18 protein-coding genes are annotated in these 13,769 nt (G+C 24.3%); all 18 read right to left on the bottom strand.

The features are described from left to right. Positions 1-58: 58 nt before the first annotated feature. The 18 genes from LT335_RS01675 to LT335_RS01590 all read right to left on the bottom strand — a co-directional run bounded on the left by LT335_RS01675 (position 59) and on the right by LT335_RS01590 (position 13,760). A complete protein-coding gene (locus LT335_RS01675; protein WP_249728165.1) occupies positions 59-1,336 on the bottom strand; it encodes an Mbov_0401 family ICE element transposase-like protein in 1,278 nt (425 codons plus the stop codon). Between the two features lie 65 nt (positions 1,337-1,401). Further along, positions 1,402-3,276, bottom strand: coding sequence for a VirD4-like conjugal transfer protein, CD1115 family (locus LT335_RS01670; RefSeq protein ID WP_249728163.1), 1,875 nt, complete (start codon positions 3,274-3,276; stop codon positions 1,402-1,404). Positions 3,277-3,379: 103 nt separating this feature from the next. Further along, a complete protein-coding gene (locus LT335_RS01665) occupies positions 3,380-4,198 on the bottom strand; it encodes a hypothetical protein (RefSeq protein WP_249728161.1) in 819 nt (272 codons plus the stop codon). A gap of 24 nt (positions 4,199-4,222) precedes the next feature. Further along, positions 4,223-4,471, bottom strand: a complete 249-nt coding sequence (locus LT335_RS01660; protein ID WP_249728160.1) for a hypothetical protein — start codon at positions 4,469-4,471, stop codon at positions 4,223-4,225. A gap of 93 nt (positions 4,472-4,564) precedes the next feature. Next, the gene (locus LT335_RS01655) at positions 4,565-4,840 is read right to left on the bottom strand and encodes a hypothetical protein (protein WP_249728158.1); all 276 of its coding nucleotides are present in this window, start codon (positions 4,838-4,840) and stop codon (positions 4,565-4,567) included. Between the two features lie 101 nt (positions 4,841-4,941). After that, positions 4,942-5,310, bottom strand: coding sequence for a hypothetical protein (locus LT335_RS01650; protein WP_249728156.1), 369 nt, complete (start codon positions 5,308-5,310; stop codon positions 4,942-4,944). A 40-nt stretch (positions 5,311-5,350) separates the two neighbouring features. After that, complete coding sequence (locus tag LT335_RS01645) at positions 5,351-5,542, bottom strand: hypothetical protein (protein WP_249728155.1); 192 nt, start codon at positions 5,540-5,542, stop codon at positions 5,351-5,353. A gap of 86 nt (positions 5,543-5,628) precedes the next feature. Continuing rightward, positions 5,629-5,898: a hypothetical protein gene (locus LT335_RS01640; RefSeq protein ID WP_249728153.1), complete on the bottom strand. Its 270-nt coding sequence runs from the start codon at positions 5,896-5,898 to the stop codon at positions 5,629-5,631. An 88-nt stretch (positions 5,899-5,986) separates the two neighbouring features. Then, a complete protein-coding gene (locus LT335_RS01635; protein WP_249728152.1) occupies positions 5,987-6,160 on the bottom strand; it encodes a hypothetical protein in 174 nt (57 codons plus the stop codon). Between the two features lie 360 nt (positions 6,161-6,520). Then, on the bottom strand, positions 6,521-6,703 hold the full coding sequence (locus LT335_RS01630) for a hypothetical protein (RefSeq protein WP_249728150.1): 183 nt from the start codon (positions 6,701-6,703) through the stop codon (positions 6,521-6,523). 56 nt (positions 6,704-6,759) lie between these two features. Beyond that, positions 6,760-7,188 (bottom strand): hypothetical protein, encoded by a 429-nt coding sequence (locus LT335_RS01625; protein WP_249728148.1) that lies wholly within the window; start codon positions 7,186-7,188, stop codon positions 6,760-6,762. A 60-nt stretch (positions 7,189-7,248) separates the two neighbouring features. After that, the gene (locus LT335_RS01620) at positions 7,249-7,755 is read right to left on the bottom strand and encodes a hypothetical protein (RefSeq protein WP_249728146.1); all 507 of its coding nucleotides are present in this window, start codon (positions 7,753-7,755) and stop codon (positions 7,249-7,251) included. Positions 7,756-7,776: 21 nt separating this feature from the next. Beyond that, complete coding sequence (locus LT335_RS04500; RefSeq protein WP_249728145.1) at positions 7,777-10,464, bottom strand: Mbov_0397 family ICE element conjugal transfer ATPase; 2,688 nt, start codon at positions 10,462-10,464, stop codon at positions 7,777-7,779. Then, positions 10,436-11,047: a hypothetical protein gene (locus tag LT335_RS01610; RefSeq protein ID WP_249728143.1), complete on the bottom strand. Its 612-nt coding sequence runs from the start codon at positions 11,045-11,047 to the stop codon at positions 10,436-10,438. The genes LT335_RS04500 and LT335_RS01610 overlap by 29 nt, the downstream gene beginning before the upstream one ends. Positions 11,048-11,068: 21 nt before the next feature. Then, positions 11,069-11,281 carry a hypothetical protein gene (locus LT335_RS01605; RefSeq protein ID WP_249728142.1) on the bottom strand — a complete coding sequence of 71 codons (213 nt, stop codon included), beginning with the start codon at positions 11,279-11,281 and terminating at the stop codon, positions 11,069-11,071. A 24-nt stretch (positions 11,282-11,305) separates the two neighbouring features. Continuing rightward, the gene (locus tag LT335_RS01600; protein ID WP_249728140.1) at positions 11,306-12,826 is read right to left on the bottom strand and encodes an Mbov_0396 family ICE element transmembrane protein; all 1,521 of its coding nucleotides are present in this window, start codon (positions 12,824-12,826) and stop codon (positions 11,306-11,308) included. 43 nt (positions 12,827-12,869) lie between these two features. After that, positions 12,870-13,187, bottom strand: a complete 318-nt coding sequence (locus LT335_RS01595) for an Mbov_0395 family pilin-like conjugal transfer protein (RefSeq protein WP_249728139.1) — start codon at positions 13,185-13,187, stop codon at positions 12,870-12,872. Then, positions 13,188-13,760, bottom strand: coding sequence for a hypothetical protein (locus LT335_RS01590; protein ID WP_249728138.1), 573 nt, complete (start codon positions 13,758-13,760; stop codon positions 13,188-13,190). Positions 13,761-13,769 lie beyond the last annotated feature (9 nt).

Below are 13,769 nucleotides of genomic sequence, written 5' to 3'. Positions count from 1 at the left end.
AAAGGAACCCAAAATAATAATTTTTTTTAAAATTTTAAATGATGATCATATTTCAAATTTAGTTAATAGTTTTTCAATAAAAATTTTTAATAGATTCTCTTGCTAATTGATTTTGTTGTTTTAAAAAACTAATAAGATTTAACTGATTAACTTCTGCAGTCTTTAAATAAAGCATATTTTTAAAAGTTTGATGGTTAAAAACTTTACAACCATAACCTAATAATCATTTGATAATATGAGAAATATCAGCTTCAGCACTAACACCAATATTGCATTTTAATTTTTGATTAATAATGCCAATAGCATTATTAGTAAAGTAAGTTATTATTTTAGTTAATTTTTCTTGTTTTCCTGGTTTAGGAGTAATTTGTTTTAATTGATTAATTAAATCATTATATGCACCAGTTTCAAATAAATTTTTACTATTTTGATAACTTTGTAAATTTAATTTATTTTTTTTATTTGGAAAAACTTGTTTTAAGTAGCGAGTTGCATGAAATTTATCCAAAATATATTTAGAATTTGGTCAGTAATTGTTTGCTTCTCTAATTCAAGATGCACCATCACCACAAATAATAACATTTATGTCATCAATATTAGAATAATACTGTTTAGCAATTCTTTTTAACGAAGACATAAATTTAACTGTTTTAATTTTTTTTGAAATTGGTATTAATTGAAAGTAAACTCGTTTATTAGCAAGCACTTTTCTTTTCTGAGTTGAATAAAGTGTGTTATAGCCAGTATGAAAAGTTACTAGTCGAATTCTATATTTGTTGATTTTATTATCTTTTCGTAATTTAATATATGTTTCGTCCATATTGAAATAAAGATATTTTGGAATTTTAACTTTAGCAATATCTTTAGTAACATCTTTAAATGATGCTTGAAAATTAAATGATTTTATAATATTACTAACGGTTGTTCTTGTAAGATTAGAACAAGTAAACATATCACAAATATCTCTTTGTCTTTTACCAGTGGCAATTTGCTCAAGAATTTTAAATTTCAAATGACTAGTAATTCTACTATATCTTTCAATTTGTAATTTTTTATCAGTTAAAAATACATAGTTATATTTTGTTTTATTTCAATATTTATAGACCCTTCTTTTAAATGTTATTCTCCCATAAATTGTTAAAATTGTTCTGAATTTAAATCCATCAGGAATGTAGCCTCGATTTTTCCTTCACGATGATAAAAAAATTTCTTGATCAATTTTTTCAAAATAAGATTTGAAATCATTTTTAATTTTAATTAAATTATTTTTTTGATATTCATCAAAAAATAAATCTAGATTGTCATTTTTGTTAGTTTGTAACTCAAAAGTCCCCATATAGTATTTCCCCTCCACTTATGGCATATTATAACCTTAATGGATGTAAGAATAAAAGAACTTTTTTAGTAATATTTTTTAATATCGTAATAAAAATCCTTTTCAAAATTAATTAATTTTACTTCCGTATCAATTACTATTGGTTCTGGATTTTTAGAACTTATTTTATGTCATGGAACTAAATTTGCTCTAAAAGGATTTTCTCTAGCATAAAAAATAACTGCTTCTCCAGCTGGTAGTTTCATTAAATCACTCGCTGAAATTAAAACATGTCCTCTTAAGCTTTGAGATTGACTTCTTGAATCATCTTTATCATTAATTCTTGAAGAACTAATAATTTTTCCATTGACTTTATTAACAGCTTTACCACTAGTTGAGACTTCAATTATTGTTTTCTCACCAATCATTTTACTATAGCGCTCAGCAGTTTCTAAGTCCATTGTTTGTAAAAAGATATGTAAACTACAATTAGTATAAATAATATTAGCTTTTTCATGACCATACTTTTCTTTTAATTGTTGTAAATCTTGGATAATTAATTGAAAAAAGATATTTCTACTACGAGAAATAGTTATCATTATTTCAATATTGGGAATTGCTGGCACATTACCAAATTCATCGCATAAAAAGTATACTGGTCTTGGCAATTTACTAGCGCTGGTGTTATTTGCTGCAATAACTAAAAATTTATAAAGTTGGGAAATTAATAAAGTAACAAAAATATAATAATTTTGATTTTCATCAGGCACAACAATAAATAAAGCCGTTGGCTTATTAATAAATTCATTAAAATCTAAATCATTATTACAAGTAAGATTACGAATAAAGTTATTTTTAAAAATTGATAATGTTGTTGACATTGTCATTAAAATACTAGTTAGTGTTTTTGATCCTGATTGTAATATTTGATTTGCTGTTAATTTAGCAATACTTGTTTCAGGTAAAGCATCAAATCAATCGATCATATCATATTCTAAAGAAATTATAACTGCAACTGATGATAGATTAAATCTCGTAGCAGGTAAGTATGTTTCTAATAATTGTTCAATTGTTTGATTATTTTCGTTAATATCATCAGCAATTAAAATTTCAGTTTTTTCTAATATTCCTAAAATAATAGCTTCAGTAATTAACGCGCCACTATCATTTCAAAATGGATCAGTTTGATTTTTATTAACAAATAATGTTTTAGTTAAATCTTGAATATCAGATTGAATTAAAACTTTTAAATGTAATTTTTCTTGTTCATCATTAGTTAATAGGAATAATTTAAATTGATTGTAAATCATTTGTAAAGGATTTCAAGCAATACTTCCTTTAATATTTCGTAAATTAAGAACTTTGACATTATAACCTTGATTTTGCAAAAATTTTCCTTGAATTTGATATAGTTCGCCCTTAACATCGGTCAGAACCATACTAGGTTTAGTTTGACTTTTTCCATTAATATGAATTGTTGGTAAAACTAGTCCTTGAGTTTTACCACTACCTGTACCACCAATGATTAAGCTGTGAGTATTAGTTCTAAGATTATAAAATACTGTATTTCCAGTTTTTTTACTATTAACAACAAAACCATGATTATTATTTTTATTATCGATACTAGTAACTAAAGGATACAATTTATTTATTTCATTCTTACTTAATCAATTAGCATTACCAAAATTTTTATATTTTGTTGCTTTTAGTTTTGGTTCAAATTTTTGAGCAAAGCAGATATAATAAATAAAATAAAAATATATTACTATACTTAATAAAAGTGCTAATAATCAATAATAGAAAATACCAAAAACATTTTTTCAATATTTTATTAAATCAAAAATAATACCATTTTTACTAAAAGTAATAAACATTCCAATAATTGTTGCTAAGATAAAAAATAAAATTGGAATAATAATTAATCCAAGTAAAACTGGTTTTTTATAATGATTATTTTTCATTGTTATTCTCCTATTTTTAAATCTTGATTTTTTTAATAAAGTAATTGAAATTAAAAAATGAGTTCAATTTTTGATTGAACTCATAGTAATAAGTAAATTTATTTTAAATTTCAAATTCTTTTTTATCAATTGCTGATTTTTCTCGTTGTTTTTTCTCTAAAGGTAACAAGATATCTTTGAATTTTATAACTTCTTTTTTTAAAGAGTCATTTTCTTTTTTTAAGCGTGATGAATAAAATTTGGAAAATTGTCTTTCATTCGTTAAATGTTTAATATCTTTTTTTAAATTTTCTTTTTCAGATTTTAATTCTGCTTGTTTTTTTAATATTGCTTCGTTTTTATCATCAAAAGATATTTCTTTTCCCATTAAAGTACTAATTTGTCGATTATAGTATTCCTTGATTGGTTTCATTTTTCGATTTGTTTTTGTTAAATTCTTATTTTTTTGCTTTGCAGAATGAAGCTGTTTACTTAAATTTAGTTGTTCTTTATTTAAAGTTTTACATTCTTCTATTAATTCATGATTTTTTGTTGGTGCTTTTTGATTAGAAGATATTTCTTTTTTCAAATTAATATTATTATTTTCTTTAATTGAAGCAATTAAAGCACTAATATTTTGATTTTCATATTTTAGTTGTGCTGTTTTTTCATCTAAATCTTTATTTTCCATTTTTAGATTTAAGTTTGTTTCTAATAAGTTTAGAAGTTCTTGATCAAAAGGTTGATTGCTTTTTATTTTATTCGATAAAAATTCAGTTAGTTTTTTCTTAACATCAATTTCTTTTTGTAAATTTTGATTTTCATTTTTTAATTTTTCATTTTCTTTTGTTATTTTTTCTGTTTTAATTGTGATTTTTTTGTTTATTGCTTTTAATTGTTGATTTTCTTCTTTTAACATAAGTGTGTATTCATCTTTTGGCATTTCTTTATTTTCTTCCTTTCTTATTTATCGTTCTGGACCGTATTCTTCTTCTATTTTTCTTAATTTTTCTTCTCGTTTTTTGTTTGTTTCTTCTTTTTCTCGTCTTTGTCTTTCTTCATAGTCTGGTCATCCTTGCTCTGTTAGTTCATCGTATAAGGCTAGCAATCTTCTTTCTTCTATTTCTTCTTGTTCTCTTTGTTCTTCTCTTATTCTTCTTTCTCTTGCTTGTCTTTGTTCTTGTTCTATTCTTTGTAAGTCTAATGAATCTGGCATTAGTTAGCACCTTCTTTCTGGTTTAAATAAACGTTAATAAATTAATTTATTAGTCTTCAAATTCTTGATTAGTTTTATTTATCTTTTTTGTTCTTATCTTTGGTTTTCATATTGTTCTCTTAATTGTCTTAGTTTTTCCTCTTGTTCTCTTTTTGTTCTTCTTTCTTCTTGTTCTTTTCAATCTTTTCTTAAAGATCTTATTCTTACGCTTCTTTTTGCTTCTCTAATCTTATTTTCTCTGTCTTTTCTTTCTTGCTCTTTTTGTTCTCTTATTGCTGTTTCTATTTGATGATCGTTCATTTCTAATATTTCTTGATCAATTACTTTTGTTATTTTTTCTTTTTTTTCATCATCTTTTTCGCTTGACATTTTTTGACTCCTTTTTAATTATGTTTTTCTTTTTTAAAATAAATGTTAGTAGATTAATTTATTAGTCTTCAAATTTTGGATTAGTTTTTTGTTTTTATTATTTACCTTTCTTTTTCTTGTTGAGCTACTTTTTCTCTAATTTTTCTTTCTATTTCTAATGATTTTCTTTCTGTTTCAATTCTTTTTTGTCATTCTTCTCTTTCTCGTATTGCTGCTTTTTCCAGAATTTTTCTTTCTTGCTCTTTTTGTTTTGCTTCTGCTATTTTTCTTTCTTTTTCTGTAGGTATTCTTTTTGTTTCTTTTTGACGTTTTTCCCTTTTATATTTTTCGTATCGTTGTATATACTTTTCTTGTCTTTCTCTTTGGCTTTTTGCTCTTGCTTCTTTTTCTGCTTCTATATCTTGTCTTACTTTTTCTTCTCTTTGCTGTTTTTCAATTTTGTTGTAGTTTATATTTCTTCCGTTTGACATTGTTTAACTCTTCTTTTCATTGTTTTTTATATTCTTTTTGTTAACGTTCTCATCGATTTCGTTCGTCTCTTTGTCTTTTTGCTCTTTTTTCTCTTGCTTCTTTTATTTGTCTATTTGTTTCCTCTATTCGTTTGTTTATCTCTTCTGTTCGTCTTTTTGCTTCTTCTCTTAGTTTGCTTGCTTCTTCTCTTGAAAGTCTTTCTATTTTTTGTTTTGTTTTTTCGTCTGGCATTGCTTAATTCCTCTTTTCATTATTTTTTTTAAAACGCTAATAAATTATTTTATTAGCGTTCAAATTCTTGATTAGTTTTTTGTTATTTATCTTTCTATATTTCTTCTTGCTTCTTTTTCTCGTCTAGCTGCTGCTTCCATAATTTTTCTTTCTTTTTCTCTTTGTTCTCTTTGTTGTTCTCTTTGATATTGTTCTTTTTTTTGCTGTTCTCTTGCTTGTTTTTCTTTTTGAATTCTTTCTTTTTGTTGTCGTACTGCTTCTTCTCTTCGTTGTCTTGCTTCTTCTGTAGTTTTTCTTAATTCTTCTTTTTGACGTCTTTTAATTTCGTCGTAGTTTTTATCTCTTCCATTTGACATTGCTTAATTCCTCTTTTCATTCGTTTTAAAAATAAAAACGCTAATAAAGTAATTTATTAGCGTTTAGATTTATGTTAATTTTTCTTTTTTATCGTTGTCCGTGTTGTCTTTGTTCTCGTTCTCGTCTTTGTCGTTCTTGTTCTCTTTGTTGTTCTCTTTGACGTCTTTGTCTTTCTTGTTCTCTTTGTTGTTCTCTTTCTCTTTGTTGTCTATTTCATTCTTCGTGTTGATCATTAAGACTTCTATTTCCGTTATTTCACATTGTTTAATACCTCTTTTCTTTTGTGTTAATTTTTATTAATTTAAGTTATCTTTAAATTTGAATTCTTTTCATTCAAATTTGGATTTTTTTGTTGTTTTTTCAATTTTTATAATTTTTTTCATGAATTTAATTATTTTTATTTTTGATTTCATATAAATTTCAAGTCGAGAACTAGGAAAAATTCATTCTTTTTATTATTTTATTGAAGAATTTTTTTGTTTTTTACGCCTGACATAATTCTCTTTAGCAGTTCTGTTTTGATCTTTTTTTGGTTCTGGCATTAACTGATATCTTCTTTCTATTTTTATGATGAACTTTAATAAATTAATTTATTAAAGTTGAAATGTTATATTAACTTTTTTATCTTTGTCGATCGTCTTTTTCTCTTTTTCTTCTTTCTTGATTTATTTCTCGATTTTGTCTTTGTCTTTCTGCTCTTTCTTGTTCTTGTCTTTGTATTTCTCTGTCGTATTTTTCTGCTTTTTCTCTTTCTTGTTGGATTTTGCTTTCTTTTTGTTTTTCTCTTTCTCATAAATTTGGCATTGTTTGGTTCCTCTTTTCATTAGTTTTAAAAATAAAAACGCTAATAAATTACTTTATTAGCGTTCAAATTCTGAATTAATTTTTTCTTTTGTTTGTTTTAATTTTTGATTTTCCTGGATTAACTCATATTTTCTTTTTAATTGTGCTATTACTGCTTCTAATTCTTGCTTTTCATTGAGTAAAGTTCGATAGTTTTTAACCACAATTTGATTTTCATTTTTTAATTTTTCATTTTCTTTAATTAAAGAAAGGTTCATTTTATTTCATTCATCACTTTTTTCATTAATTAATTCAGCTTTTTTACGAATGTTTTCCATTTTTTCTTCTAAATTAAATGCTTTTAATGATTTGAAAAATTCTTCTTTTGATTGAATAGAATGATTTTTGTTATCTTGATTTTGATTTTCTGGTTTAATATTGATAAGTTCTATCTCTTCATACGATGTTGGATTTTGGATTTCAGATTTATTAGTATTTTTTGGCATATTTTCCTCCTTATTTTTATCTTAATTAAAATTGAGTTTTCATAAATATGAACTTAATTTTTAATATAGTACTTCGTATTCTGATTCAGTTTTTTCTAATTGCTTTTCTTTTTGATTTTCGAATTCAATTTGTTTTTCATAATATTCTTTAATTTTTTTAAGTTCTTCATTTTTATCTTTTGCATTTTCATTTACTTCTTTTCAACTAGGAATTACTGATTTGCTCAAATATTGATTTTCTTTAACTAAAAATTGATTTATTTCACGATTGAGTTCTTCTCCTTTTTTTAAAAAATCACTTGTTTCAGTAAGAAATTCTTGTTCTTGTTCTAAAAATTTGTTTTTTAAAACATTATAATTTTTAATTTTTTTATCTTGATCAGTTTTTGATTTAAAAATTCTTTTTAAGGATTTGGAAAAATCACCTTCTTTTTTTAAATTAAGATGTTCTTGATATAAGATTCCAGTTGTTTCCTTCAAATATAAATATTTTCGATTTAAAATTTCTTCTTTTCGATCTAATTCGTTAGATTTTTGATATAAATTATCATCATTTATTTTCGGCATATTTGTTTCTCTTTCTATTTTTTAAAAAATTGCTTGTTCTGTTTTATTAGCTTCAATAGTAATACAATGTCGTTCATACCCTGAAACAACAAGTAATGCTTCGCCTTTACCAGCTCGGGCAATGTAATCTCTTTCTGTTGCAGTTAATCCTCCATAACTTTTGTATAAAGTAGCAACATCTTCTAAATCTTGCGGTGCTAGATTTAAAATTAAAGAATATTGCGTATTATTAATCATTGCTGTTGTTTTCTTTTTGATTTCTTCAGTTCCAGTAAAATCATTTAAATTTTGTGTTGTAATAATAATTGCTCCTTGATATTTTCTAATTCTTTTGACCATTTGATACATAAAATTCAAAGCAACTGGATTATCTTTATCAATTGCCAAGTGTGCTTCGTCAACAATAATAACGATTTCATTTTCATTTCTAAATCTATTATGTTTAACTTCAGCCTTTATTGTTGCTAGTACTAAATGTAATTGGGCTGCTGTTACTTTAGCTTCATCTTGTTCAAATAAAGTTAAGACATCATAAACAACTAATTGGTTAGTAAAAACTAAAGTTGTGTGACCATTTCATAAGTTTTCATATTTACCATCATTTAAAAAATCTGTTCCAATAACATCAATAAATTCTTTTAAAAGTAAGTTTGAATTGTCTTTGTCTTCTGCAATTAAAAGATTATAAAAATCAGTCATTGTTGGAAATTGATTATTATTTAATTTGTTAACATTAACTTGATTAGTTATATTTCATTTTTGATACAATTTTTTTAAATATTTAATTAATAAATTAAATTCTCGATCATTAAAATCAGAGTATAAAGTTTTAAATCATTGTGTTAATAAACGTAAATGATTAGAAACAGGAGCAGAATTTTCTTCATCCATTAGTGTTTCAATATTATTGTGATTTTTTTCTTTATTATCTGAAACATCTTTAAAGTTATTATCTAATACTTGTAATGGATTGATTTTACCAACTGAAGCATCACCAGTATCAATTCATTGACCATCATAGTAATTACATAAATTTTTATATTCTCTTTCAGGATCAATTACAATTACATTTCTTCCCATATTCAGATGAAATGCAATCATTTTCTTTGTTGTAAATGATTTACCTGATCCACTTGTACCAATAATAATTTGATTATGATTTTTTCTTTCATGATTTAATTTAAAAGGATCAAATAAGATTGCATTAGAAATATTACTTTGTCCAAGATACATGCCTTTTTCATCATTTAAACCACTAGCCATAAATGGAAAAGAAGCAGCAAGTGTGGCACAAGGCATTTCACGACCAATTTTCAAAATTAGAGGATCATAATTTTTGGGTAGAAAAGCATTAAAAGCATCTAATTGTCGAAAATGCAAAGGATTAACTTTCATGTCTAGTTCTCTTAAAGCTTTTTTTAATCTTATTTGTGATTGTTTTAATACTTTAGCACTAGTGCCATAGTTTAAAAATAAAATGTTAACATTTTTAATAACTTCACTAGAACCGTTAATATCTTCTACTAATTGTTGATAAGCACTAAGTTCATATTCGTTTTCACTACGATTAATATGAGATTTAGTCATAAATTGTTTAGTGAAAGCATTATTAATTGCTTTGTTTAAAGCAATTTTCATTTTTTGATCATCAACTGGATTAATGTTTCAAATTATTGTTTGTTCATTACATGCTAAGACAGCACCTCATAAATCAATAGCCAATAATGGATAATCATAAATTCCATTAATTGAATAATAAAGTTTATCAGCGATGAAATGTGTTTTATGTAAATTGAATTCTTGAAAAGATAATAAATTACTAAGGTTTGCTTTATTTTTTTCAAATTCTTCTTTAGTTATGAGATTAGCATAAGGATTTCAAATTAATTGTAAGGTTTGAACTATTTCAAGATTGCTTAATCATTCACAAATAAAATTTCCATTGACTAATTTATTTTCTAAGAGTGTCATATTTTCTAATAACTCTTCTTCATTATTACCATAAACAAAAATATAAAAATATTTCTTGGTTTTAATACCTTCATCAGTAATTATTAAATCTTTTTCTAAAGTTGTAATTAAACTTTTAATTTGTTTTTTTCTTGCTAAAAAACCAACTTCTGTTAATTTCTGATTTTCATAATCACTTTTAAGTTTTAGTAATTTATCTTGATAATATTTAATTGTTTTTTTAAATTCTAATGGTTTGTCTAATTTTAAAAAAGTCATCGGAAAGTTAGTAAATTTTAATGCATCTTGTAAATCTTGTAATCGTAATTGTTGTTCACTAGGATTTAATAAAGTAATATCAAAACCTTTAACGTTAATAGCGCCAATTAATTTTTTTTTACCATTAAATTTTTCAGATTGAACAAAATATTCACCTATAGCTTTATCATAAGCTACTAATAAACTAGTATCATTACTATTATTTTTTTTATATATTTTAACCATTGATCAATGAGTAAATAGTAAGATAATTGCATTTCATCCTTTAATTCCAGGCTGTACTTGAATAATTAAAGGAAAAACAAAGATGCTTAATAAAACAATACCTAAAATTTTTGCTCAATTTTTTAATGGTAATCCAAAAATAAACATGCCACTCAAAGAAATTCATCCAAGAATAATTAAAAAATCAATTAAGCTAATGTTTCGCCAAATTGTTAGTTTGCTTTTATTAATTGATTTTGGAATTAGATTTTTCATCAAAATTGTCCTTTCTCTTAATTTTCATCATCTTTTTTGCTTTTTTTATTTTAGTTTGATATTTTTTAATTTTCTTTTGCATTTTAATAATATTTTTTTCTTGTCGTGAAGGTTTTAGTACTGTATTTTCTTCACTTTTTTTGTTTTTATTTTTATTTACCGAATAATAAGAATTTTTACCATTTTTGTTTTTTTTAACTCCAATCCCCTTTTTAAATCGAGATTTCAAAACAATAATGATTAATAAAAAACTAATTGTTAATGTTGATATAGTTGTCATAAGGATTAAGTTTTGGTTTTTCTTTTTTGGTAATGATTTATTTAATTTCAATGTTGATGATTCTAAATTTGTATTACTTATTGTTTTTGTTTTATTTTGTCAAGCAATATTAATTAGTAGATTATAGTTGTAATTTTCATTTGTTATTAAAAAATGGTTTAAAGTAGAATTATTAATTGGTTCATTATTAGTTTTAAAATTATTTTCTTTTATTTCAATTTGTGATTGATTAGCGATTTTAACATTGCTAATGCTACAAACCAAAATTAAAGTACTTGATAGTAATTGTCAAATTTTATTCATGGTTATTTCCTTTGTTTATTTTTAAGAAAATAATGAAAGAAATAATGATGCAACTAAAATGAAAATACTAAGACAAATAAAAATGGCATAAATTAAAATTCGACGCCATTTTTTATTTGCAATTGGTTCTGCTAGATTAGTTTTTTTGATTTTCTTAAGTTTTCTTAATTTTAATAAACAAAATAAAAATCCGGCAAATGAAATCGTAGCCAGAATACTTAACATTGTTACCATTATTTCCTCCTCTATTATATTTAATTAATTTTTATTTCTTTTTGTTTTAGGTTGATATTTTTTAATTTTATTATTCATTTTAATAATGTGTTTTTCTTGTAGCGAAAGTTCTTTTGCTTTATTTTCTTGTTTTATTTTATTAATATTTCTATTTGCTAAAGGATTTGGTTTTATTGATATTTTACGATTTTCAATTGTTTTAATATTTGGTATTTTAGAACTTGTCTTAATTGCTTTTTTATTATTTAACTTTTTAACTGTTCTTGCAGTTACATTACCAAGTGAATTACCAAATTCATTTATTGATTTTCCAGCTAAACCAACAATTCCTGATCTTGAAGCCATTGATTTAGTTGCACTATGAAAGGGATTAAGATTCATTTTTGGTATTTCTCATCTTGATTCACTAGAATTATCACTATTATCAGAAGCATCAGAATTATTATCGGAATTGTTTTTAAAGTTTTTATTAACTTCGTTGATTTGCTTTAACCCTTTTTTAGCAATTTTAAATGGTTTAGCAATTAGTTTACCAACTCCTAGAGCCATGAAACCACCTCTTAAAGTTGATTGAAATGACGCTCTTCCTTCTCTAATTCCAACTCCTTCACCAATAAATCCAGCGACCATATCACTAAATCCTAATGTAGCTAGCCCTCCGGCACATAAAAATAAAACAATAAATAATTGTTTAGCAAAATCACTAGCATCTAAACCTTCTAATCCGGATTTTAATAAAATTTGAATTGCTGACATATAAATGTAATAACTAATTAATGTTGCACTTGATGCTAAAAATTTTGCTATGACCATATCTTTTCAAGTAAATGCTGCTCGACCATTATCAATCACCATCACAATCATAACTAATGGACTAATAATAAAGAGAAAAAATAATTCAATAACTTTTTGAATTAAAGTAATTCCAATAATCGCAATAGCAAATAACATGAATCATGTTCCAAAGATTTGAACTATTAAATTATAGCTTCGAATATTGCCTGGAGGACCATAATCGCTTGGGACGCCATTAGCTGTTCCATTTCAATATTTATCACCAATATGTCATAAATAATCAGCAATATTATTATGATTTCCAAAATTATTTATTATTGTATTAGCAAAATTTTGAATAATAAAGTTAGCAATAAAAAAGAAAATTGGAATTAGAAACATAAAAATAAAGGCTTTAACACCATTTTGAATTGCAAGAACAAATTTTGTTTTTGTTTCAGTTGCTTCTTGGAATATTAATATAATCATTTGAATCGTAAAAATTAAAGCAAAAAGACAAATAGCAACGATTACAAATCAGAAAAATTGCGTTGGAATTTTATCTCAACTAAAATCTTTTGCTGAGCCAAATAAGAGATCATTAATAATTCCACCAGTTAAATATTCTAAGACTTTAGTAAATGCTGCAATTAAATTTAATGGTCCTTGAATAAAAATAAATCAAAATAAGTTTAAAAGAGCAGTAACAATTGCATCAAGAATTGGTTGAAAAATTCAATCAAAAAGTCCTTGAAAAGTTGAAATATGCATTTTTTTCTAAATTCTTTCAATAAAAAAAGTATTTAAGTTAAGATTAACCGCTAATACTTAATCCTGAATGTTTAACAATTTGAATAATTACATTAGATAAGCCAATAACAACTAAAGTTCCAATAATAGCAATAACTGGTCATTTTAAAGAACTTAGATAAATCGCTCTTGTATCTGGTTCATCGGAATTACGAATAACACTTCATCAAATTCAAATTGCTTTGATAGTAGCAAATATTACTTCTAAAACTACCAAGACACCTAATGATGCATTAACTCATATATTTACTGTACTGATTACACCGTTAAAATCAGGTGTATCTGCTAATATTGATATTTTTGATAAAATAAATTGTAACATTTATTTTTCCCCCTCTGCTTTAAGGTTTTCAAAGAATTCTTTAATTTCTCTTGCTTCTTCAATTTTTGTTTTAATATCTTTTAAAGTTGATTCAGGATAATCATCAGGATATTTTTCTTTAATTTTTAATAGTTCTTGCAAATTTTTAATTTTTTCTTTAAAGATATCAATTCCTTGACAAACCTGTTTAGAAGTAAACTCATCATCTTTTTTATTCAATAATAAAATTTGATATTGATATTCATTAATTTGATCTTGATTAGTGTATAAATCAATTGAAACTAAATCAATCATAATTTGAAATGCTTCATCACTAATATCTTCGTTTTCATTTTTATCTCATTCTTCTTGAATCTCTTTAATTGATTGTTGATAAGTAGCTACAGCTTTTTGTTTTTCATTAATTAATGTTTCATAATATTTAATATCTTTAGTTGGAGGTGGCGATGGTGTTATTTCTGGATTATTATTATCACCATGATTATCAGCTAGGGGATTATAACAAGCAATGACAGAAAGACCAAACCCACTAATTAATATTGTTTGAGCAAATAAACTTAAAATTTTTTTCATTATTTCCTC

The organism is Spiroplasma attinicola (assembly GCF_023509825.1).
Classification (GTDB): domain Bacteria; phylum Bacillota_I; class Bacilli_A; order Mycoplasmatales; family VBWQ01; genus Spiroplasma_D; species Spiroplasma_D attinicola.
Note: the sequence above shows the minus strand (reverse complement) of the source record. Positions and strands in the feature narration are given on the sequence as shown.